Genomic DNA, 22,512 nt, shown 5'->3' with positions numbered 1-22,512 from the left:
GCCGCAGGGGCCAACGTATTGCAGCACTTACCGCCCGTGACGGCTCAACCATTGCCCGGCCAGTACTCGCGCTTTCGCGTCGGCCGTGAACACCGCCTCCAGATCATCCACCGCAACGACCGGCTCCAGGTTTAACACTTCCTCGATGATACTCGCGATTTCCGGGTAGCGAACCCGCTCGTCGAGAAACGCCGCGACAGCCACTTCATTCGCCGCATTGAGCATGGCCGGCGCGCTATTGCCGGCTTCGGCTGCCTGACGCGCAAGGCGCAGGCAGGGGAAGCGCTCTTCATCGGGCGCCTGGAAGTCCAGGCGTGCGATGGCAAACAGATCCAGCGGCGCTACACCCGAATCGATACGCTCCGGCCAGGCCAAGGCGTTGGCGATCGGCGTGCGCATGTCCGGATTGCCTAACTGCGCCAGCACCGAGCCATCGATATAGTCGACCAGCGAATGAATCACGCTCTGTGGGTGAATCACCACTTCGACCTGGGACGGCTTGGCGTCGAACAACCAGCAGGCTTCAATCAACTCGAGGCCTTTGTTCATCATGCTGGCCGAATCGACCGAAATCTTGCGACCCATGGACCAGTTCGGATGCGCGCACGCTTGCTCAGGGGAAACATGCGCCAACTCGGCCATCGGAGTCTGTCGGAACGGACCACCAGAGGCTGTCAGCAGAATCCGACGCACACCGACCGCGCCAAGCCCGCGAGCGAAATCCTGTGGCATGCACTGAAAAATCGCGTTGTGTTCGCTGTCGATCGGCAGCAGCACCGAGCCGCTTTTGCGCACGGCCTGCATGAACAGGGCACCCGACATGACCAGTGCTTCTTTGTTGGCCAGCAGGATCTTCTTGCCCGCCTCAACCGCCGCCAGGGTCGGACGCAAGCCCGCCGCACCAACGATGGCCGCCATGACCGCATCGACCTCAGGGTCGGAAGCCACCTGACACAGGCCCTCTTCCCCTACCAACACGCGGGTCGCCAGGCCTGCAGCGCGCAAGTCGTCCTGCAAGGTTCGGGCAGCGCCCGCCTCCGGCACGACGGCAAACCGTGGCGTATGACGCACGCATAAGGCCAGCAGCTCACTCAGGCGAGTGAAACCGCTCAACGCGAATACTTGATAACGCTCGGGATGGCGAGCGATCACGTCCAGGGTGCTCAGACCGATCGAGCCGGTCGCCCCCAGAACGGTAATCTGCTGTGGCCGGCTCACGGTGCGGCCATCCACAACAGCACGGCAAATACGGGGATCGCGGCCGTCAGGCTGTCGATGCGATCCAGCACACCGCCATGCCCCGGCAGCAGGTTACTGCTGTCCTTGATGCCCGATTGACGCTTGAACATGCTCTCGGTGAGGTCGCCCACAACCGAGATGAATACGATCACTGCCGCACCGATCAGGCCCATCAACATCTGCCCGAAACTCCAGTCGCGCACAACACCCACGATCGCGGTAATCACCAGGCTCAGCAGCAAGCCGCCGTACACGCCTTCCCAGCTCTTGCCGGGACTGACCAGCGGCGCCAGCTTGCGCTTGCCAAAGGCCCGACCGGAAAAGTACGCGCCGATATCAGCACCCCAGACCAGCACCATCACGGCCATGATCAACCAGTTACCCAAGGGTTGCTGTTTGATCTGGACCAGACCTTGCCAGGCCGGCAGCAGGATCAGCAAACCGATCACCAGCTTGCAGGCGGCGCTGGACCAGTGTTCGCTGGAACGCGGATAAGTCAGCACCAGATACGTCGCCACGCCCCACCAGAGCACCGAAGCCCCCAACACCCAGGGCGCGAGCCCCGGCAGGATGTGCATGACAAACAGCATCAAGGCGACCACAACCGCGTACGCCACGCGCATCGGCTGGGCATTGAAGCCTGCCAGGCGAGCCCATTCCCACGCACCGAGGGTCACGACCAGCCCGATGAACAGCGCAAAGCCTGTGCCTTCGAGCAGGAAAAACCCGCACAAGGCGATCGGCAGCAGGATCAGCGCGGTGATGATTCGTTGTTTAAGCATTAAACCCGGGCTCCAGACTCGACCTGCTCGCTCGTTTTACCGAAGCGGCGCTGGCGAGAAGCGAAATCGGCCAGCGCGTTACGCATGGCGTCGTGTTTGAAGTCCGGCCAGAACAGGTCGGAGAAGTACAACTCGGCATAAGCCAGTTGCCACAGCAGGAAGTTGCTGATGCGGTGTTCGCCACCAGTGCGGATGCACAAGTCGGGCAACGGCAGATCGCCGGTGGCCAGGCAGGTCTGCAACAGCTCCGGGGTGATGTCCTCCGGACGCAGATGCCCGGCCTGAACTTCCCGCGCCAGACGCTGCGCGGCCTGCGCGATATCCCACTGACCGCCGTAGTTGGCGGCGATCTGCAAGACAAAGCGGTTGGCACCGGCGGTCATCGCCTCGGCTTCACGCATGGCAGCCTGAAGCTCGGGATGAAAGCGCGAACGATCACCGATGATGCGCAGACTGATGTTGTTGTCATTGAGGCGCTTGGCCTCGCGACGCAACGCCTTGAAGAACAAATCCATCAAGGCACTGACTTCATCGGCCGGACGCTGCCAGTTCTCACTGGAGAAGGCGAACAGGGTCAAAACCTCGACCCCGGCCTCGGCGCACACCTCAATCACTGCGCGAACCGCATCCACGCCCGCTTTATGCCCGGCGACACCCGGCATAAAGCGTTTTTTCGCCCAGCGATTATTACCATCCATGATGATCGCGACATGGCGCGGCACCGCGGACGGCGCAGTCTGCTTAGTCTTTTCCATGAAAACGCGACCCTTATACGGCCATCAGGTCTTTTTCTTTCTGCGCCAGATTTGCGTCGATTTCAGCCACATACTTCTTGGTCAAATCGTCGATCTCGCCAGTGGCGCGACGTTCTTCGTCTTCGCTGATTTCTTTTTCCTTGACCAGATCCTTCAGCGAGCTGTTGGCATCGCGACGGATGTTGCGCACGGCAACACGGGCATCTTCAGCAACATCGCGAGCCTGTTTGGTGAAGCCCTTGCGGGTTTCTTCGGTCAGGGCCGGCATGGAGATCAGCAGCAACTCACCCAGGTTGGTCGGGTTGAGGTTCAGACCCGCGCTACCGATGGCTTTGTCGACAGCACCGAGCATGTTGCGCTCAAAGGCAACGACTTGCAGAGTACGGGCGTCTTTGACGGTGATGTTCGCCACTTGCTTGATCGGGGTGTCGGAACCGTAATACGGCACCATCACGCCTTCAAGAATGCTTGGGTGCGCCTGGCCGGTACGAATACGGCCGAAGTTGTGCAGCAGCGATTCCACGGATTTCTTCATACGCTCTTGAGCGTCTTTCTTGATTTCATTGATCATTGTTGGCCTTCCTCGATCAGGGTCCCTTCAGCGCCGCCATGTACGATATTCAGCAGGGCGCCGGGCTTGTTCATGTTAAAGACACGCAATGGCATCTTGTGGTCGCGGCACAGGCAAATAGCCGTCAGATCCATCACGCCCAGCTTGCGATCCAGCACTTCATCGTAAGTCAGATGATCGAACTTCTCGGCATGCGGGTCTTTGAATGGGTCAGCGGTGTAGACGCCATCGACCTTGGTTGCCTTGAGCACGACGTCAGCGTCGATTTCGATCGCTCGCAAGCAGGCTGCCGAATCCGTGGTGAAGAACGGATTGCCGGTACCGGCCGCAAAGATCACGACTTCCTTGGCGTTCAGGTGGCGCATGGCTTTGCGGCGATCGTAATGATCGGTCACGCCAACCATGGAAATGGCCGACATCACGATGGCCGAGATATTGGCACGTTCCAGCGCATCACGCATGGCCAGGGCGTTCATCACAGTGGCCAGCATGCCCATGTGGTCGCCAGTTACCCGATCCATGCCGGCTGCGCTCAGCGCTGCACCGCGGAACAGGTTGCCACCGCCGATCACCAGACCGACCTGAACACCGATGCCGACCAGTTGGCCGACTTCCAGCGCCATGCGATCCAGAACTTTCGGATCGATCCCGAACTCTTCCGAGCCCATCAGGGCCTCGCCGCTAAGCTTGAGTAGAATGCGTTTATAGCGAGCCTGATAACCACTGCCCTGCTGAGCCATTGCGAATCTCTCCTGCGGCGTATTTTAAAAATTCTTTGCGAGCTGTTTACAGCTGGCGTTCACTCTAGCTTGGCGCTGCTTCAGCGCCATCGGAACATGGCTTTGTAAGCCAGTTCCAAAGGGAAACCAATAAAAATTGGTGCCCCATCTGAAAAGAGGCTGCGCGCGTAAGCGGGCAGCCTCTTCAGGGCGACAGTTAAAAAACCGTCTTATTGCTTGGCGGCAGCCAGCTGGGCAGCAACTTCTTCAGCGAAGTTGTCGACCGGCTTCTCGATGCCTTCGCCTACTTTGAAGTAGGTGAAAGAAACGATTTCTGCACCGGCTTTCTTGGCCAGTTCGCCAACCTTGATTTCAGGGTTCTTGACGAACGCCTGCTCAACCAGGCTCGCTTCAGCCAGGAACTTGCTGATACGGCCTTTGACCATGTTTTCAACGATGTTTTCTGGCTTGCCAGCAATCTTGTCAGCGTTGAGGGTCAGGAACACGCCTTTCTCGCGCTCGACCGCTTCAGCGGAAACTTCCGATGGCAGCAGGAATTCAGGGTTGGTCGCCGCTACGTGCATAGCGATGTCCTTGGCCAGTTCAACGTTGCCGCCCTTGAGGACAACTGCAACACCGATCTTGTTGCCGTGCAGGTAACCACCGACAACATCACCTTCAACGCGAGCCAGGCGACGGATGTTGACGTTTTCGCCAACCTTGCCGACCAGAACCAGGCGATCAGCTTCTTGAGCTTCGATCAGCGGAGCAACATCAGTCAGCTTGTCAGCGAATGCTTTTTCAACGCTGGAAGCAACGAATGCCTTGAAGTCGTCCTGCAGAGCCAGGAAGTCGGTCTGCGAGTTCACTTCCAGCAGAACCGCGGATTTACCGTCTTCTTTCAAAGCGATAGCGCCTTCAGCAGCTACGTTGCCTGCTTTCTTGGCAGCCTTGATGGCGCCCGAAGCGCGCATGTCATCAATGGCTTTTTCGATGTCGCCGCCGGCCTTGGTCAAGGCCTTTTTGCAGTCCATCATGCCTTCGCCAGTACGCTCACGCAGTTCTTTAACCAACGCTGCAGTAATCTCTGCCATTTCAAAATTCCTCTTGGATAGGTTTTCAACCATTCCACCCGATCGAACGGGCGATCAATTCTTCCCGACCCCACTTGTTAGCGGCTGCACGTTACAAACGCTGTAGCTGCGCTGCTCACAAACGGTTTTCGAGGTGGCAAAAAGGGGGCCAAGCCCCCTTTTTGCTTACTGAGTCAACGCCAGGGCGTCAATTACTCAGCTGCAGCTGCCGGAGCTTCTTCAACGAACTGCTCGGTGCCGCCAGCAACGTGGTTGCGACCGCGGATAACTGCGTCAGCCATCGAACCCATGTACAACTGGATAGCGCGGATTGCGTCATCGTTGCCTGGGATGATGTAGTCAACGCCTTCCGGGCTGCTGTTGGTATCGACTACGCCGATAACCGGGATGCCCAGCTTGTTGGCTTCGGTGATCGCGATGCGCTCGTGATCAACGTCGATAACGAACAGAGCGTCTGGCAGACCGCCCATGTCCTTGATACCACCCAGGGAACGATCGAGCTTCTCAAGATCGCGAGTGCGCATCAGCGCTTCTTTCTTGGTCAGCTTGGCGAAAGTACCGTCTTCGGCTTGCACTTCAAGGTCACGCAGACGCTTGATGGAAGCACGGATGGTTTTGAAGTTGGTCAGCATGCCGCCCAACCAGCGGTGATCGACGTACGGCGAACCGCAACGTGCTGCTTCTTCAGCAACGATCTTGCCAGCGGAACGCTTGGTGCCGACGAACAGAATCTTGTTTTTGCCCTGGGCCAGACGCTCTACGAAAGTCAGAGCTTCGTTGAACATTGGCAGGGTTTTTTCAAGGTTGATAATGTGGATCTTGTTACGCGCGCCGAAAATGTACTTACCCATTTTCGGGTTCCAGTAACGGGTCTGGTGACCGAAGTGCACACCGGCCTTCAGCATATCGCGCATGTTGACTTGGGACATGATAGTTCCTTAATAAGTCGGGTTTGGCCTCCACGTATCCCAATGACCAACCAGCAGCATCAGCTGAAGGCACCCAGGTCATCGTGTCGACACGTGTGTGGATTTAAGCCTTTCGGGGTATCCCCGGAAAGCGGCGCATTTTATATCACAGGACTGCAAAAAACGGAACCCGGATTCTCGATTCCTGATGCACGACTTCAACTGCGCCCTTGGAATCGCCCAAGAATGCGCCAATCTATAGAGAGAAGCGATGCACAGAGGCTCAGATTTGCGTTGATCGTCTGTTAGAATCGCGTTTTTCAGGGTCGCGAAGATCGATCGCGTAATGCCCATTTCGTTTTAGCAAGCGCCATCGAGCGCAGAGAGAGCCTGTATGACCGTCACCCTCAAAACCCCCGAGGACATCGCAAAGATGCGTGTCGCCGGCAAACTGGCCGCCGATGTGCTGGAAATGATTGCCGAACATGTCAAGCCGGGGATCACCACCGAAGAACTGGACCGCATCTGCCACGACTACATCGTCAACGAGCAGAAAGCCATCCCCGCCCCGCTCAACTACAAAGGCTACCCGAAGTCGATCTGCACCTCGATCAACCACGTGGTCTGCCACGGCATCCCGAACGAGAAGCCGTTGAAGGATGGCGACACCCTGAACATCGACGTCACCGTCATCAAGGACGGTTTCCACGGCGACACCAGCCGCATGTTCCACGTCGGCACTGTGCCGGTCTGGGCCGAGCGTCTGTCGCAAGTGACTCAGGAATGCATGTACAAGGCCATCGAAATCGTCAAACCCGGCTGCCGCCTGGGCGACATCGGTGAAATCATCCAGAAACACGCGGAAAAGAACGGTTTCTCGGTGGTTCGCGAGTTCTGCGGTCACGGCATCGGCAAGGTGTTCCACGAAGAGCCGCAAATCCTGCATTACGGTCGCGCCGGCACCGGCATGGAACTGAAAGCAGGCATGACCTTCACCATCGAGCCGATGATCAACCAGGGCAAGGCCGACACCAAGGTATTGGGCGACGGCTGGACCGCGATCACCAAGGACCGCAAGCTGTCGGCCCAGTGGGAACACACCCTGCTGGTGACCGAAACCGGTTACGAGATCTTCACCTTGCGCGCCGATGACACCATCCCGCGCGTTTCGGCCTGATCCGACCCCAGGCAGCTCCCAGCCTTATAGATAGATAGGAAAGCCAATCAATGCCGCAGGTGGATCCCGAACTCTTCGACCGCGGCCAGTTCCAGGCTGAACTGGCCCTGAAGGCCAGCCCGATCGCGGCCTTCAAGAAGGCGATCCGCCAGGCCCGCGAGGTGCTCGACGGGCGGTTTCGCAGCGGCCGCGACATTCGCCGGCTGATCGAGGACCGCGCCTGGTTCGTCGACAACATCCTGCAAAAGGCCTGGGAGCAGTTCAACTGGAGCGAAGACGCCGACATCGCACTGGTGGCGGTCGGCGGCTACGGTCGCGGTGAATTGCACCCGTATTCCGATATCGACTTGCTGATCCTGCTGGACAGCGCCGATCACGAAATTTTCCGTGACTCCATCGAGCGTTTCCTGACACTGCTGTGGGACATCGGCCTGGAAGTCGGCCAGAGCGTGCGCTCCGTCGACGAATGCGCCGTCGAGGCCCGCGCCGACCTGACGGTCGTCACCAACCTGATGGAAAGCCGCACCATCTGCGGCCCCGAGCGCTTGCGCCAGCGCATGCTCGATGTCACCAGCACTGCGCACATGTGGCCGAGCAAGGACTTCTTCCTCGCCAAGCGCGCCGAGCAAAAAGCTCGTCATCACAAATACAACGACACCGAATACAACCTGGAACCCAACGTCAAAGGCTCGCCTGGCGGCCTGCGGGATATCCAGACGATTCTGTGGGTGGCCCGTCGCGAATACGGCACCCTGAACCTGCGCGCCCTGGCTGGCGAAGGCTTTCTGGTCGAGAGCGAAAACGCCCTGCTGGCCTCGTCCCAGGAGTTTTTGTGGAAGGTCCGGTACGCGCTGCACATGCTCGCCGGGCGCTCCGAAGACCGTTTGCTGTTCGACCACCAGCGCTCGATTGCCGGACTGCTGGGTTTCGAGGGCGATGATGCCAAGCAAGCCATCGAAAACTTCATGCAGCAGTATTATCGGGTGGTCATGAGCATTGCCCAACTCAGCGACCTGATCATCCAGCACTTCGAAGAAGTCATTCTGGCCCCGGAAGACGAAGCGCCGCCGCAGCCGATCAACTCGCGGTTCCAGCTGCACGACGGCTACATCGAAGCGCGCAACGACAACGTGTTCCGCCGCACGCCGTTCGCCATGCTCGAGATCTTCGTGCTGATGGCCCAGCAGCCGGAAATCAAAGGTGTGCGCGCCGACACCATTCGTCTGCTGCGCGAGCATCGTCACCTGATCGACGACGATTTCCGCAACGACATTCGCAACACCAGCCTGTTCATCGAGCTGTTCAAGTGCAAGATCGGTATCCACCGCAATCTGCGCCGGATGAACCGCTACGGCATCCTCGGGCGTTACCTGCCGGAGTTTGGCTTTATTGTCGGGCAGATGCAGCACGACCTGTTCCACATCTATACGGTCGACGCCCACACCCTGAATCTGATCAAGCACCTGCGTAAGTTGCAGTACACCCAGGTGTCGGAAAAATTCCCGCTGGCCAGCAAGCTCATGGGCAAACTGCCCAAACCCGAGCTGATTTACCTGGCCGGTCTGTATCACGACATCGGCAAGGGCCGGCATGGCGATCACTCGGAAATCGGTGCGGTGGATGCCGAAGCCTTTTGCCAGCGCCACCAGCTCCCGGTGTGGGACAGCCGCCTGATCGTCTGGCTGGTGCAGAACCACCTGGTGATGTCGACGACCGCCCAGCGCAAGGACTTGTCCGACCCGCAGGTGATCCACGACTTCGCACAAGCCGTCGCCGACGAAACCCGTCTCGACTATCTGTACGTGCTGACCGTCGCCGACATCAACGCCACCAACCCGACCCTGTGGAACTCCTGGCGTGCCAGCCTCTTGCGTCAGCTCTATACCGAGACCAAGCGCGCCTTGCGCCGCGGCCTGGAAAACCCGGTGGATCGCGAAATGCAGATCCGTCAGACCCAGAGCGCCGCCCTGGACATTCTGGTGCGCGGTGGCACCGATCCAGACGATGTCGAACAGTTGTGGTCGCAATTGGGCGATGACTATTTCCTGCGCCACACCGCCGGCGACGTCGCCTGGCACAGTGACGCAATCCTCCAGCAACCGGCCGATGGCGGGCCACTGGTGTTGATCAAGGAAACCACCCAGCGCGAGTTCGAGGGCGGTACGCAGATCTTCATCTACGCGCCGGACCAACACGACTTCTTCGCCGTGACCGTGGCCGCGATGGATCAGCTCAACCTGAACATTCACGACGCCCGGGTTATCACCTCCAGCAGCCAGTTCACGCTCGACACCTATATCGTGCTCGACACTGACGGCGACTCGATCGGCGATAACCCTGCGCGGGTGGCGCAGATCCGTGAAGGCCTGACCGAAGCGCTGCGCAATCCGGACGACTACCCGACCATCATCCAGCGCCGTGTGCCACGCCAGCTAAAGCATTTTGCGTTTGCGCCACAGGTGACGATCCACAACGATGCTCAGCGCCCTGTGACCGTGCTGGAACTCAGCGCGCCGGATCGCCCGGGACTGCTGGCGCGCATCGGCACGATCTTCCTCGAGTTCGACCTGTCGCTGCAGAACGCCAAGATTGCGACCCTCGGCGAACGCGTGGAAGACGTGTTCTTCATCACCGACGCGAACAACCATCCGCTGTCCGACCCGCTGCTGTGCACTCGCTTGCAGGATGCAATCGTTGAACAGCTGACCGTCAGTAATGAACCCGATATCAAATTGTCACGCATCAGTATCTGAACCAACAATTCCCCCTGTGGGAGCGGGCTTGCTCGCGAATGCGGTTTAACATTCAACATTTATGTCGACTGGCATAACGCATTCGCGAGCAAGCCCGCTCCCACATTAGATGAGGCCCCTCATGAACAACGCGTTGAACCAGTTGCAGCCCTACCCGTTCGAGAAGCTCCGCGCCCTGCTCGGTAGCGTCACGCCAAACCCGGACAAGCGCGCCATCGCGTTGTCCATCGGCGAGCCGAAGCACCGTTCGCCAAGCTTCGTCGCCGAAGCCCTGGCAAGCAATCTGGATCAGATGGCCGTGTATCCGACCACGCTCGGCATTCCGGCCCTGCGTGAAGCCATCGCCGCCTGGTGCGAACGCCGCTTCAGCGTCCCGAACGGCTGGCTCGACCCGGCGCGCAACGTGCTGCCGGTCAACGGCACCCGTGAAGCGCTGTTTGCCTTCACCCAGACCGTGGTCAACCGTGGCGAAGACGCCCTGGTGGTCAGCCCGAACCCGTTCTACCAGATCTACGAAGGCGCGGCGTTCCTCGCCGGGGCCAAGCCGCACTACCTGCCATGCCTGGACGAAAACGGCTTCAACCCGGATTTCGACGCTGTTTCGCCAGACATCTGGAAGCGCTGCCAGATCCTGTTCCTGTGCTCGCCAGGCAACCCGACCGGCGCGCTGATCCCGGTCGACACCCTGAAAAAACTGATCGCCCTGGCCGACGAATACGACTTCGTCATCGCTGCGGACGAGTGCTACAGCGAGCTGTATTTCGACGAACAAACCCCGCCGGCCGGTCTGCTCAGTGCCTGTGTGGAACTGGGCCGCAAGGACTTCAAGCGCTGCGTGGTGTTCCACAGCCTGTCCAAGCGTTCCAACCTGCCGGGATTGCGTTCAGGTTTTGTCGCAGGTGACGCCGACATCCTCAAGGGCTTCCTGCTCTATCGCACCTACCACGGCTGCGCGATGCCGGTTCAGACCCAACTGGCCAGCGTCGCCGCGTGGAATGACGAAGTGCATGTGCGCGCCAACCGTGCGCTGTACCGCGAGAAGTACGATGCCGTACTGGAAATCCTCGGCCCGGTGATGGACGTGCAGCGTCCGGATGGCGGTTTTTACTTGTGGCCGAACGTTGAAGGTGACGACGAGGCGTTCTGCCGCGATTTGTTCGTGGAAGAGCACGTGACCGTGGTACCGGGTTCTTATCTGTCCCGGGAAGTGGACGGCTTCAATCCGGGTGCTGGTCGGGTGCGGATGGCGCTGGTCGCGCCACTGGCGGAATGCGTGGAAGCCGCCGAACGTATTCGCGCGTTTATTACCCGCAAGCAATAATCCATAAAGCCGTGCCAGTTAAACTGGCACGGCAACTTGTATTATCAGATCCTACTTCAATACAACCAACCCTATTGCTTCATAAGACACCAAGGCTCTTACAAAGCCATACCACTTGTCGAGTGCAATACCCGACAACGCTAACAACACCACGTAACACACCCCGCACGTTTCCACTTTACTAATCCTGGCACCAACACTAGATTCTACTTCCGCAGAAGAATCTGCGCCCCCACCAATCCAACAAGGAAGTTAGATCATGCATTTTAGTGCAACTATTTCTATAACAGCGCGCGAACACTTCGAAGTCCACCATAACTTTGCAAATACAGCACATATGCCTACTCAATTTTTCCCAGGAGTTGCAAAATAATGTGGGCCAAGAAAACGCCTTCCAAATTCTGGACTCCCGGCCGCACTCTTCGCATCGCCTTTCTCAATGGCACAGAAGAATTCAAGGCTGCGACCATCTCTGCAGCCAACCATTGGCTGCCGCACATCAACTTGAAATTCGAATTCGTCGAAGGTAAAGAAGGCGACATCCGCATATTGAGCGAGGTAGGAACGTTCTCGTCCAACATCGGCACAGATGCACTGTTATCTACAGATGAGCCGACAATGAGGCTCTGGCCACACTCCCCCGTCCACGCACGTTATTTTGCGGCCAATGTAATGCATGAGTTCGGCCATATGCTCGGGGCAGAACATGAGCAGACCCACCCGACGGCGAACATCCCCTGGAACCTATCAGCCATTTATGCACAACATGGAATAACCGATAACCCTGAAGAAGATAACTACCGAGCCAAGTCGACGCGAGAAAGACTGCACCAATGGTACCTGGATCGCGCAGACCCCGACGCAAGCGTTTATTCAGAGTACGACCGAAAGTCGATCATGCACTACGTCATCCAACAATCCTGGACCGAAGGTGACTTCCAGGTTTTTCTGAATTTTGATCTCAGCGAAAAAGACAAGGCTTTCATGTCAAAAGTGTATGTCTATCCGGAAAGTGCATGAGACAGGTAAGTTTTCGCCCTACATAAAAAATACTCACCCACCACAAACAAGGAAGTTTTTAGATGTGTAAATTATCATCCTGTATAGCATTTAAGCCTGAAAACGAACGCGCATCGTACGAGGCAGCAATCAATGCAAATCCGGAAAACGCACCCCAGCCTGTAACCGGTGGCGCAAGCATCAGTGCTATTGCCAAACACACAAAATTTTGGCCAAGGCATCGCTGGTTAACCATCTCCTTCGTCGACAACCCACCCGAATCATTACAAGACGCAATCGAACAGCTAATTTGGCAATGGGACCCGCACGTCAGCCTGATTTTCGGCTTATCCAAGGATGCCAATGCGGACATCAGGATTTCGACAAACACGCAGCTGAATGGCTCCTGCATCGGGACTGATGCGCTGACTGTTGAAGCTGGCGAACCGACAATGTGGATCGGCCTCAAACCTGCTGACCCGGATTTCAAGGTGACTGTTTTGCATGAATTTGGCCACGCATTGGGCCTGGAACATGAACACCAACACCCTCGAGCGAATATTCCGTGGAACAAGCCAAAAGTCTATAAAACCTATGCTTCGCAATACGGCTGGGACAAAGAGACGGTTGATGAGCAGATATTCACACCAAAAGTGGCGGACAGCCTGCGAAACGCCCCCTACGATAAAACCTCGATCATGCATTACCCCATCCCGAAGGAATTTACCGATGGCGTTTGGGAAGTCGGCACCTATTCGGAGTTGAGTGAACAAGACATAAAGTCCATTAAAGAGTTTTATCCAAAGACCAACGCCTGACTTCAGCCCACTTACTCGGCAGCAGGATTCCCTGCCCGATCAGACTTGAAACGCCAAATCCTTGTGGGAGGAGCGGCTCGCGACAAAGGACTGACATTCACTCGAGATGTCGCCTGATGTACCGCTTTCGCGAGCAAGCCCGCTCCCACAGGTTTTGCGCTGGCATGACAACCACGGCCGACGCGAAACCGCTCGGTCATGGCATAATCCGTCACCTTTAATTTCCAGCACCTGCAAAGGGGGCAATTCCTTGACCGTTTCAAGCAAAACGTTGCACCTTTTCGGCATCAAAGCCTGCGACACCATGAAAAAGGCGCGCACCTGGCTCGATGAACACGCTGTCAGCTATGACTTCCATGATTACAAGACGGCCGGAATCGACCGTGAACACCTGACCCAATGGTGCGACGAGCACGGCTGGCAAGTGGTGTTGAACCGTGCAGGCACGACCTTTCGCAAACTCGACGACGAACGCAAAGCCGATCTCGACCAAGCGAAAGCGATCGAACTGATGCTCGCACAACCCTCGATGATCAAGCGCCCGGTGCTTGATCTCGGTGACCGAACCCTGATTGGCTTCAAGCCAGATATCTACGCGGCAGCTCTCAAGTAAGGCAGCCCGTTCCATTTTGTTAGAGGTATCAACATGTCCACTACTCTGTTCAGCCTGGCCTTTGGTGTCGGCACTCAAAACCGTCAAGGCGCATGGCTGGAAGTGTTTTACGCACAGCCACTGCTTAACCCTTCGGCCGAATTGGTCGCGGCCATCGCGCCGGTTCTGGGCTACACCGAAGGCAATCAGGCCATCGCGTTCAGCACCGCTCAGGCTTCTCAACTGGCTGAAGCGCTGAAAGGCGTCGACGCGCCTCAGGCTGCTTTGCTGACCCGTCTGGCCGAGAGCCACAAGCCGCTGGTCGCGACCATTCTGGCCGAAGACGCTCAGCTGACCTCCACGCCTGAGGCTTACCTCAAGCTGCATCTGCTGTCCCATCGCCTGGTCAAGCCCCACGGCCTGAACCTGGCGGGCGTGTTCCCGCTGCTGCCGAACGTGGCCTGGACCAGCCAGGGCGCCATCGACCTGGCCGAACTGGCCGAGCACCAACTGGAAGCCCGTCTGCGCGGCGAGCTGCTGGAAGTGTTCTCGGTAGACAAGTTCCCGAAAATGACCGATTACGTGGTTCCGGCCGGCGTGCGTATCGCTGATGCGGCGCGTATTCGTCTGGGCGCTTACGTCGGCGAAGGCACCACCGTGATGCACGAAGGTTTCGTCAACTTCAACGCCGGCACCGAAGGCCCGGGCATGATCGAAGGTCGTGTGTCGGCTGGTGTATTCGTCGGCAAGGGTTCGGACCTGGGCGGCGGTTGCTCGACCATGGGCACCCTGTCGGGTGGCGGCAACATCGTGATCAAGGTCGGCGAAGGCTGCCTGATCGGCGCGAACGCCGGTATCGGCATTCCATTGGGCGATCGCAATACCGTTGAATCCGGCCTGTACGTGACCGCGGGTACCAAAGTCGCGCTGCTGGATGAAAAAAATCAGCTGGTCAAAGTCGTGAAGGCCCGCGAACTGGCCGGCCAGCCTGACCTGCTGTTCCGCCGAAATTCGGAAACCGGTGCCGTGGAATGCAAAACCCACAAATCGGCGATCGAACTGAACGAAGCGCTGCACGCTCACAACTAAGCAGCGTCACACGGATTACCCTGCAGGAGCGAAGCTTGCTCGCGAAAGGGCCCTAGAGGCCGCCAAAAGCTTCGCGAGCAAGCTTCGCTCCTACAGGTTCGGCGTAGACCCGACCATCAGGTCAGGCGTACACCCGCCCATGTTCACCAGGGCTGCAAAACATGATGATTCCCTCTCCCTGGCGCGCCGACTTCCCGGCCATCGCCGCGCTACAACGGCAAGACCAGACGTATCTGGACAACGCCGCCACCACGCAAAAACCTCAAGCCCTGCTGGACGCTTTGGCGCATTACTACGCCAATGGCGCGGCCAATGTGCATCGGGCGCAACACTTGCCCGGCGCCCACGCCACCCAGGCGTTCGAGGCGAGCCGCAGCAAAGTCGCCCAATGGCTGAATGCTGGCGACTGCGGGCAGATCATCTTTACCCACGGCGCGACTTCCGCGCTGAACCTCCTGGCGTATGGCCTGGAACACTTATTCAACCCGGGCGATGAGATTGTCATCAGCGCACTGGAGCATCACGCCAACCTGCTGCCATGGCAGCAACTGGCCCTGCGTCGCGACTTGAAACTGGTCATCCTGCCGCTGGACGTTGACGGCTTGATCGACCTGGATGCCGCCGCGCAATTGATCAGTCCGCAGACCCGTTTGCTGGCGGTCAGTCAGCTGTCCAACGTACTCGGCGCCTGGCAGCCCTTGCCCGCCTTGCTGGCGATGGCCAAGGCGCATGATGCATTGACCGTGGTCGATGGCGCGCAAGGCGTGGTTCATGGCCGGCACGATGTGCAGACGCTGGGTTGCGACTTTTATGTGTTCTCCAGCCACAAACTGTATGGCCCCGACGGCCTGGGCGTGCTGTTCGGTCGCCATGAAGCGCTCAAGCAACTGCGCCATTGGCAGTTCGGTGGCGAAATGGTGCTGGATGCCGATTACCACAGTTCACGCTTTCGCCCTGCCCCACTGGGTTTCGAGGCGGGTACGCCGCCGATCGCCAGTGTGATCGGTCTGGGGGCAACACTGGATTACCTGGCGGGGCTTGATCAGGACGCCGTGTCGGCCCATGAAGCGGCGCTGCATGACTATTTGTTGAAAGGCCTTGAAGCGCGCAATGGCATTCGGCTGCTGGGCAAGCCGCAACTGGCGTTGGCCAGTTTTGTCGTCGAGGGTGTGCATAACTCTGATCTGGCGCACTTGCTGACCGAACAGGGAATCGCGGTGCGCGCCGGTCATCACTGTGCGATGCCGTTGCTGAAAAGCTTTGAGTTGGCCGGGGCGATCCGGGTGTCGCTGGCGCTGTACAACGATTCCGAAGACCTGGAGCGGTTCTTTGAAGCGCTGGATCAGGCGCTGGAGTTGTTGCGATGAGCTTGCCGGCCGATGCCGTTATCGCACTCGAAATCTTTCAGAATGCGCCCGGCTGGGAACAGCGGGCGCGGCTGTTGATGCAATGGGGCGACCGTCTACCGGCGCTGGATGACGGGGATAAAGTCGACGCCAACCGCGTGCATGGCTGTGAAAGTCAGGTGTGGTTGGTGGGTTCGCTGGATGACGGTCACTGGCAGTTTGCAGCGAGCAGCGATGCGCGGTTGATTCGCGGGTTGGTGGCGTTGTTGCTGGCGCGGGTCAACGGGTTGTCGGCGGATGAGTTGCGGCAGGTGGATTTGCCGGAGTGGTTCAATCAGCTGGGGCTTTCGCGGCAACTGTCGCCTTCGCGCAGTAATGGCCTCAATGCCGTACTCCAGCGGATGCGAGAGTTAGCAGGCTAACCGCCTTCTGTAGGAGCGAGGCTTGCCCGCGAAAGCGGTGTGTCAGGTAAGACGCCTTCGCGGGCAAGCCTCGCTCCTACGGGATTTGTGTGGAGGTCAGACGGATTTGACCCGATCCGCCGGCCGCCGAACCCCCGCCACAATCTTATCCACAGCCTTGGTCGCCGCGACCATGCCGAACGTCGCCGTCACCATCATCACCGCGCCAAACCCGCCGGCGCAGTCGAGCTTCACGCCATCGCCGACAAAACTCTTCTGCAAACAAATGCTGCCATCCGGTTTCGGGTAGCGCAGTTGTTCGGTCGAGAACACGCACGGCACGCTGTAATGACGCGTCACCGTGCGTGAAAAACCGTAATCCCGACGCAGGGTCGAGCGCACTTTCGACGCCAACGGATCATTGAACGTCCGGTTCAAGTCACAGACCTGAATCAGCGTCGGGTCAATCTGCCCGCCCGCCCCGCCGGTGGTGATGATCTGGATCTTGCGGCGCTTGCACCAGGCAATCAGCGCCGCTTTGGCGTTCACGCTGTCGATGCAGTCGATCACGCAGTCGATGTTCGGCGTGATGTATTCGGCCATGGTTTCGCGCGTCACGAAATCCGCCACCGCGTGCACCGTGCAATCCGGGTTGATACCGCGCAAGCGCTCCGCCATCACCTCGACCTTGGGTTTGCCGACGGTGCTGTCCAGCGCGTGCAGCTGACGGTTGGCATTGCTGACGCAGACGTCGTCCAGGTCAAACAGCGAAATCTCGCCCACGCCACACCGAGCGATGGCTTCCGCCGCCCAGGAACCGACGCCACCGACGCCGACGATCGCCACATGGGCCGCGCGCAGGCGCTCCAGGCCGTCGATGCCATACAAACGGGCGATGCCTGCAAACCGCGGATCTTCTGTACTCATGACCATTACCCCAAAAACCGGCGCGCATTATAGGGCTACTCGTCCACAAGATCTAAGTTACCGCGACAAGTGAAAGAACTTATGCGAAACGGGATTGCCAAACGTAGGGCATTTCCCTGCCAGCTATACGCTCAAGGAATGCCCGGTGTAGGATGCGCGCCCCTTGGCACACGCCGACCGGTCCTTCGTTCCACAGCCTTTGGAACCTGAAATAACTATGTCATCGCGTAAATTTGGACTCAACCTGGTCGTGGTGCTTGCCATCGCAGCCTTGTTTACCGGCTTCTGGGCGCTGATCAATCGCCCGGTCACCGCTCCCAACTGGCCTGAACAGATCTCCGGCTTTTCGTACTCGCCGTTCCAGCAAGGTCAGTACCCACAAAAAGAGCAGTACCCGACCGACGATGAAATGCGTCGCGATCTGGAGATCATGAGCAAGCTGACGGATAACATCCGTACTTACTCGGTCGACGGCTCCCTGCAAGACATTCCCAAACTGGCGGAAGAATTCGGTCTGCGGGTCACCCTCGGTATCTGGATCAGCCCGGACGAGGAACGCAACGAGCGTGAAATCCTGCGCGCCATCGAACTCGCCAATACTTCCCGCAGCGTGGTTCGCGTGGTGGTAGGCAACGAGGCGATCTTCCGTAAGGAAATTACCGCCGCAGAACTCAGCATTATTCTGGATCGCGTCCGCGCGGCGGTGAAAGTGCCGGTGACCACGTCCGAGCAATGGCACGTCTGGGAAGAAAACCCAAGCCTGGCCAAGCACGTCGACCTGATCGCGGCCCACGTCCTGCCGTACTGGGAACATGTGCCGATGGAGCAATCCGGGCAGTTCGTACTGGACCGTGCCCGTGACCTGAAAAAGATGTTCCCGAAAAAGCCGCTGTTGCTCTCGGAAGTCGGCTGGCCGAGCAACGGCCGCATGCGCGGCGGCGCCGATGCGTCGCCGGCGGACCAGGCGATTTACCTGCGCACGCTGGTCAACAAGCTCAACCGCCAGGGTTTCAACTACTTCGTGATCGAAGCGTTTGACCAACCGTGGAAGGCCAGCGACGAAGGTTCGGTGGGCGCTTACTGGGGCGTGTTCAACGCGGCGCGCCAGCAGAAATTCAACTTCGAAGGCCCGGTCGTTGCGATCCCGCAATGGCGCGTGCTGGCAGTCGGTTCGGTAGTGTTGGCCCTGCTCTCCCTGACCCTGCTGATGATCGACGGCTCGGCCCTGCGTCAACGCGGCCGTACTTTCCTGACCTTTATCGCTTTCCTCTGCGGATCGGTGCTGGTGTGGATCGGTTACGACTACAGCCTGCAATACAGCACCTGGTTCAGCCTGACGGTCGGGGGCCTCCTCGCCCTCGGCGCGCTCGGGGTCTTTATTGTCTTGCTGACCGAGGCCCATGAACTGGCCGAAGCGGTTTGGACCCACAAGCGCCGACGTGAATTCCTGCCGGTGGTCGGCGAATCGGACTACAGACCGAAAGTCTCGATCCACGTCCCTTGTTACAACGAGCCGCCGGAGATGGTCAAACAGACCCTCAACGCCCTGGCCAACCTCGACTATCCGGATTTCGAAGTCCTGATCATCGACAACAACACCAAGGACCCAGCGGTCTGGGAACCGGTACGCGATTATTGCGAAACCCTGGGCCCGCGCTTCAAGTTCTTCCACGTCGCCCCATTGGCCGGTTTCAAGGGTGGTGCGCTGAATTACCTGATTCCACACACCGCCAAGGATGCCGAAGTCATTGCGGTGATCGACTCGGACTACTGCGTCGACCCGAACTGGCTCAAGCACATGGTGCCGCACTTCGCCGATCCGAAAATCGCCGTGGTGCAGTCGCCACAGGATTATCGCGACCAGAACGAAAGCACCTTCAAAAAGCTGTGCTACGCGGAATACAAAGGCTTCTTCCACATCGGCATGGTTACCCGCAACGACCGTGACGCGATCATCCAGCACGGCACCATGACCATGACCCGGCGCTCGGTACTCGAGGAACTGGGCTGGGCCGACTGGTGCATCTGTGAAGACGCCGAGTTGGGTCTGCGCGTGTTCGAAAAAGGGCTGTCGGCGGCGTATTACCACACCAGCTACGGCAAGGGCCTGATGCCGGATACCTTTATCGACTTCAAGAAACAGCGATTCCGCTGGGCCTATGGTGCGATTCAGATCATCAAGCGTCACACCACCAGTTTGCTTCGCGGCAAGGGTACCGAGTTGACCCGTGGCCAGCGTTACCACTTCCTCGCGGGCTGGTTGCCGTGGGTCGCGGATGGCATGAACATCTTCTTCACCGTCGGCGCGTTGTTGTGGTCGGCGGCGATGATTATCGTGCCGCAGCGGGTCGATCCGCCGTTGCTGATTTTCGCGATCCCGCCACTGGCGTTGTTCGTGTTCAAGGTCGGCAAGATCATCTTCCTCTACCGTCGTGCGGTCGGGGTCAACCTCAAGGATGCGTTCTGCGCGGCACTGGCCGGCCTGGCGTTGTCGCACACCATCGCCAAAGCGGTGCTGTACGGCTTCTTCACCAGCAGCATTCCGTTTTTCCGCACACCGAAGAACGCCGATAACCACGGCTTCTGGGTGGCGATTTCGGAGGCGCGCGAAGAAGTGTTCATCATGCTGCTGTTGTGGGGCGCGGCGCTGGGGATCTACCTGGTGAATGGCATGCCGAGCAACGACATGCGCTTCTGGGTGACCATGTTGCTGGTGCAGTCGCTGCCGTACCTGGCGGCGCTGATCATGGCGTTCCTGTCTTCACTGCCGAAACCGGCACCTGAAGTTGAAACGGCACCGGCAGTCTAAATCTTTGCAGATGCACTAAACGGCGGCCAATGGTCGCCGTTTTGCTTTAAGATAACCGCCATTTTGCGCGCCCAGCCCTATCCCCTGTAGGAGCGAGGCTTGCCCGCGAATGAACCGACTCGGTGTAACAGATACACCGCATTATCGTTCTTCGCGGGCAAGCCTCGCTCCTACAAATAAAAGCTTCCGGAGTTTTCCATGACGGCCCACGCCGACCTTTCGCCGACCCTTCAACTCGCCATCGACCTGATCCGCCGTCCGTCCGTGACGCCGGTCGACGCCGATTGCCAGAAGCAGATGATGCAGCGCCTGGGCAATGCCGGCTTCACCCTGGAGCCGATGCGCATCGAAGATGTGGATAACTTCTGGGCCACCCACGGCAAACACGACGGCCCGGTGCTCTGCTTCGCCGGTCACACCGACGTGGTACCGACCGGCCCGGTGTCCGCCTGGCAGATCGACCCGTTCAACGCGCTGATCGACGAACACGGCATGCTCTGCGGCCGTGGCGCGGCGGACATGAAAGGCAGCCTGGCCTCCATGACCGTGGCCGCCGAGCGTTTCGTCGCCGACTACCCGGACCACAAGGGCAAGGTCGCTTTCCTGATCACCAGCGACGAAGAAGGCCCGGCGCACCACGGCACCAAAGCTGTGGTTGAACGTCTCGCCGCCCGCAAGGAACGTCTGGACTGGTGCATCGTCGGCGAACCGTCGAGCACCACGTTGGTGGGTGACGTTGTGAAGAACGGCCGTCGCGGTTCCCTTGGCGCCAAGCTGACCGTACGCGGCGTCCAGGGGCACGTGGCGTATCCGCATCTGGCCAAAAACCCGATCCATCTCGCCGCCCCGGCCCTGGCCGAACTGGCAGCCGAGCATTGGGACCACGGCAACGATTTCTTCCCGCCGACCAGTTTCCAGATTTCCAACGTGAATTCCGGCACTGGCGCGACCAACGTAATCCCCGGTGACCTGGTGGCGGTGTTCAACTTCCGCTTCTCCACCGAGTCCACCGTTGAAGGCCTGCAAAAGCGCGTCGCCGACATCCTCGACAAGCATGGTCTGGACTGGCACATCGACTGGGCGCTGTCCGGCCTGCCGTTCCTGACCGAGCCGGGTGCGTTGCTGGATGCCGTGGCGTCGAGCATCAAGGACATCACCGGCCGCGAAACCAAGGCGTCCACCAGCGGTGGCACCTCCGATGGGCGTTTCATCGCGACCATGGGTACGCAGGTTGTTGAACTGGGCCCGGTCAACGCGACGATCCACCAGGTCAACGAGCGTGTACTGGCTGCCGACCTCGACGTGCTGACCGAAATCTACTACCAGACCCTGATCAAGTTGCTCGCCTGATGCTCGCCTGCCCGATCTGCAGCGAACCGCTGAACGCGGTGGACAACGGCGTGGCCTGCCCCGCCGGGCATCGTTTCGACCGTGCGCGGCAGGGTTACCTGAACCTGCTGCCGGTGCAGCACAAAAACAGCCGCGACCCTGGGGATAACCTCGCCATGGTCGAAGCCCGTCGCGACTTCCTGAACGCCGGCCATTACGCGCCGGTGGCCAATCGCCTGGCGGAACTGGCTGCTGAATATGCGCCACAGCGCTGGCTGGACATCGGTTGTGGCGAGGGTTACTACACCGCGCAAATCGCCGATGCCCTGCCGAACGCTGACGGTTACGCCCTGGACATCTCCCGGGAAGCGGTCAAACGCGCCTGCAAACGCAACCCGCAGCTGACCTGGTTGATCGCCAGCATGGCCCGGGTGCCGTTGGCCTCGGGGAGCTGCCAGTTTCTCGCCAGCGTTTTCAGTCCGCTGGATTGGGAGGAAGCCAAGCGTTTGCTCAGCCCCGGTGGCGGCTTGATGAAAGTCGGGCCGACCAGCGGCCATCTGATGGAATTGCGCGAACGGCTGTACGACGAAGTGCGTGAATACACCGACGACAAGCATCTGGCCCTGGTGCCGGAAGGCATGGCGCTGCAACACAGCGAAACCCTGGAATTCAAACTGACGCTTTCAAAGGGTCAGGATCGCGCCAACCTATTGGCCATGACGCCTCACGGCTGGCGCGCCAGTGCCGAACGCCGAGCGGCAGTCATCGAGCAGGCGGAGCCGTTCGAGGTCACCGTGTCGATGCGCTACGATTATTTCGTACTTCAATAATTTTTGGTTTCGAGCAACGGCTCGAGGCCGGCTAAATCCGCGAATGGATTTTT

20 protein-coding genes are annotated in these 22,512 nt (G+C 59.0%); 12 read left to right on the top strand and 8 right to left on the bottom strand.

Annotated features, from left to right (window positions below; all coding sequences use genetic code 11):
- Positions 1-27: 27 nt before the first annotated feature.
- The 7 genes from ispC to rpsB all read right to left on the bottom strand — a co-directional run bounded on the left by ispC (position 28) and on the right by rpsB (position 6,089).
- Positions 28-1,218 carry a 1-deoxy-D-xylulose-5-phosphate reductoisomerase gene (gene ispC / locus ACA049_RS05735; RefSeq protein ID WP_497333813.1) on the bottom strand — a complete coding sequence of 397 codons (1,191 nt, stop codon included), beginning with the start codon at positions 1,216-1,218 and terminating at the stop codon, positions 28-30.
- A complete protein-coding gene (locus tag ACA049_RS05730; RefSeq protein ID WP_497333811.1) occupies positions 1,215-2,021 on the bottom strand; it encodes a phosphatidate cytidylyltransferase in 807 nt (268 codons plus the stop codon). Before ACA049_RS05730 ends, ispC begins: the two co-directional genes overlap by 4 nt.
- Positions 2,021-2,776: a polyprenyl diphosphate synthase gene (gene uppS / locus ACA049_RS05725; protein ID WP_461979908.1), complete on the bottom strand. Its 756-nt coding sequence runs from the start codon at positions 2,774-2,776 to the stop codon at positions 2,021-2,023. The genes ACA049_RS05730 and uppS overlap by 1 nt, the downstream gene beginning before the upstream one ends.
- A gap of 13 nt (positions 2,777-2,789) precedes the next feature.
- Positions 2,790-3,347: a ribosome recycling factor gene (gene frr, locus ACA049_RS05720; protein WP_208669802.1), complete on the bottom strand. Its 558-nt coding sequence runs from the start codon at positions 3,345-3,347 to the stop codon at positions 2,790-2,792.
- Complete coding sequence (pyrH, locus tag ACA049_RS05715; RefSeq protein WP_003172271.1) at positions 3,344-4,087, bottom strand: UMP kinase; 744 nt, start codon at positions 4,085-4,087, stop codon at positions 3,344-3,346. Before pyrH ends, frr begins: the two co-directional genes overlap by 4 nt.
- Positions 4,088-4,296: 209 nt before the next feature.
- A complete protein-coding gene (gene tsf, locus ACA049_RS05710) occupies positions 4,297-5,160 on the bottom strand; it encodes a translation elongation factor Ts (protein WP_063342635.1) in 864 nt (287 codons plus the stop codon).
- A 191-nt stretch (positions 5,161-5,351) separates the two neighbouring features.
- Positions 5,352-6,089 (bottom strand): 30S ribosomal protein S2, encoded by a 738-nt coding sequence (gene rpsB / locus ACA049_RS05705; protein ID WP_007907989.1) that lies wholly within the window; start codon positions 6,087-6,089, stop codon positions 5,352-5,354.
- Positions 6,090-6,462: 373 nt separating this feature from the next.
- On the opposite strand from rpsB, the gene map reads away from it, so the two are divergent.
- The 9 genes from map (at position 6,463) to ACA049_RS05660 (ending at position 16,585) form a co-directional block, all read left to right on the top strand.
- On the top strand, positions 6,463-7,245 hold the full coding sequence (gene map / locus ACA049_RS05700) for a type I methionyl aminopeptidase (protein WP_128872777.1): 783 nt from the start codon (positions 6,463-6,465) through the stop codon (positions 7,243-7,245).
- A gap of 50 nt (positions 7,246-7,295) precedes the next feature.
- Positions 7,296-9,998, top strand: coding sequence for a [protein-PII] uridylyltransferase (locus ACA049_RS05695; protein ID WP_497333808.1), 2,703 nt, complete (start codon positions 7,296-7,298; stop codon positions 9,996-9,998).
- A 121-nt stretch (positions 9,999-10,119) separates the two neighbouring features.
- Positions 10,120-11,319, top strand: a complete 1,200-nt coding sequence (gene dapC, locus ACA049_RS05690; protein WP_497333806.1) for a succinyldiaminopimelate transaminase — start codon at positions 10,120-10,122, stop codon at positions 11,317-11,319.
- Positions 11,320-11,691: 372 nt separating this feature from the next.
- A complete protein-coding gene (locus ACA049_RS05685) occupies positions 11,692-12,339 on the top strand; it encodes a zinc metalloprotease (protein WP_497333804.1) in 648 nt (215 codons plus the stop codon).
- A 62-nt stretch (positions 12,340-12,401) separates the two neighbouring features.
- Positions 12,402-13,136 (top strand): M12 family metallopeptidase, encoded by a 735-nt coding sequence (locus tag ACA049_RS05680; protein ID WP_497333802.1) that lies wholly within the window; start codon positions 12,402-12,404, stop codon positions 13,134-13,136.
- A gap of 250 nt (positions 13,137-13,386) precedes the next feature.
- On the top strand, positions 13,387-13,749 hold the full coding sequence (locus ACA049_RS05675; protein ID WP_010462846.1) for an ArsC family reductase: 363 nt from the start codon (positions 13,387-13,389) through the stop codon (positions 13,747-13,749).
- A gap of 33 nt (positions 13,750-13,782) precedes the next feature.
- Positions 13,783-14,817: a 2,3,4,5-tetrahydropyridine-2,6-dicarboxylate N-succinyltransferase gene (gene dapD / locus ACA049_RS05670; protein ID WP_497333800.1), complete on the top strand. Its 1,035-nt coding sequence runs from the start codon at positions 13,783-13,785 to the stop codon at positions 14,815-14,817.
- A gap of 161 nt (positions 14,818-14,978) precedes the next feature.
- The gene (locus tag ACA049_RS05665; protein ID WP_497333798.1) at positions 14,979-16,184 is read left to right on the top strand and encodes an aminotransferase class V-fold PLP-dependent enzyme; all 1,206 of its coding nucleotides are present in this window, start codon (positions 14,979-14,981) and stop codon (positions 16,182-16,184) included.
- Complete coding sequence (locus ACA049_RS05660; RefSeq protein WP_497333796.1) at positions 16,181-16,585, top strand: SufE family protein; 405 nt, start codon at positions 16,181-16,183, stop codon at positions 16,583-16,585. The genes ACA049_RS05665 and ACA049_RS05660 overlap by 4 nt, the downstream gene beginning before the upstream one ends.
- A gap of 96 nt (positions 16,586-16,681) precedes the next feature.
- Here the strand turns inward: ACA049_RS05660 and tcdA are convergent, their stop codons facing one another.
- Positions 16,682-17,491: a tRNA cyclic N6-threonylcarbamoyladenosine(37) synthase TcdA gene (gene tcdA, locus ACA049_RS05655; protein ID WP_497333794.1), complete on the bottom strand. Its 810-nt coding sequence runs from the start codon at positions 17,489-17,491 to the stop codon at positions 16,682-16,684.
- A gap of 217 nt (positions 17,492-17,708) precedes the next feature.
- On the opposite strand from tcdA, the gene ACA049_RS05650 reads away from it, so the two are divergent.
- The 3 genes from ACA049_RS05650 to ACA049_RS05640 all read left to right on the top strand — a co-directional run bounded on the left by ACA049_RS05650 (position 17,709) and on the right by ACA049_RS05640 (position 22,459).
- Complete coding sequence (locus ACA049_RS05650; RefSeq protein WP_497333792.1) at positions 17,709-20,300, top strand: glycosyltransferase; 2,592 nt, start codon at positions 17,709-17,711, stop codon at positions 20,298-20,300.
- A 198-nt stretch (positions 20,301-20,498) separates the two neighbouring features.
- The gene (gene dapE, locus ACA049_RS05645) at positions 20,499-21,650 is read left to right on the top strand and encodes a succinyl-diaminopimelate desuccinylase (protein WP_497333790.1); all 1,152 of its coding nucleotides are present in this window, start codon (positions 20,499-20,501) and stop codon (positions 21,648-21,650) included.
- Complete coding sequence (locus ACA049_RS05640) at positions 21,650-22,459, top strand: putative RNA methyltransferase (RefSeq protein WP_497333788.1); 810 nt, start codon at positions 21,650-21,652, stop codon at positions 22,457-22,459. The genes dapE and ACA049_RS05640 overlap by 1 nt, the downstream gene beginning before the upstream one ends.
- Positions 22,460-22,512: the final 53 nt, after the last annotated feature.

This window comes from Pseudomonas sp. LBUM1662 (assembly GCF_059695915.1).
The sequence above is the reverse complement of the archived record's forward strand: the minus strand, read 5'-3'. Positions and strand labels throughout refer to the sequence as shown.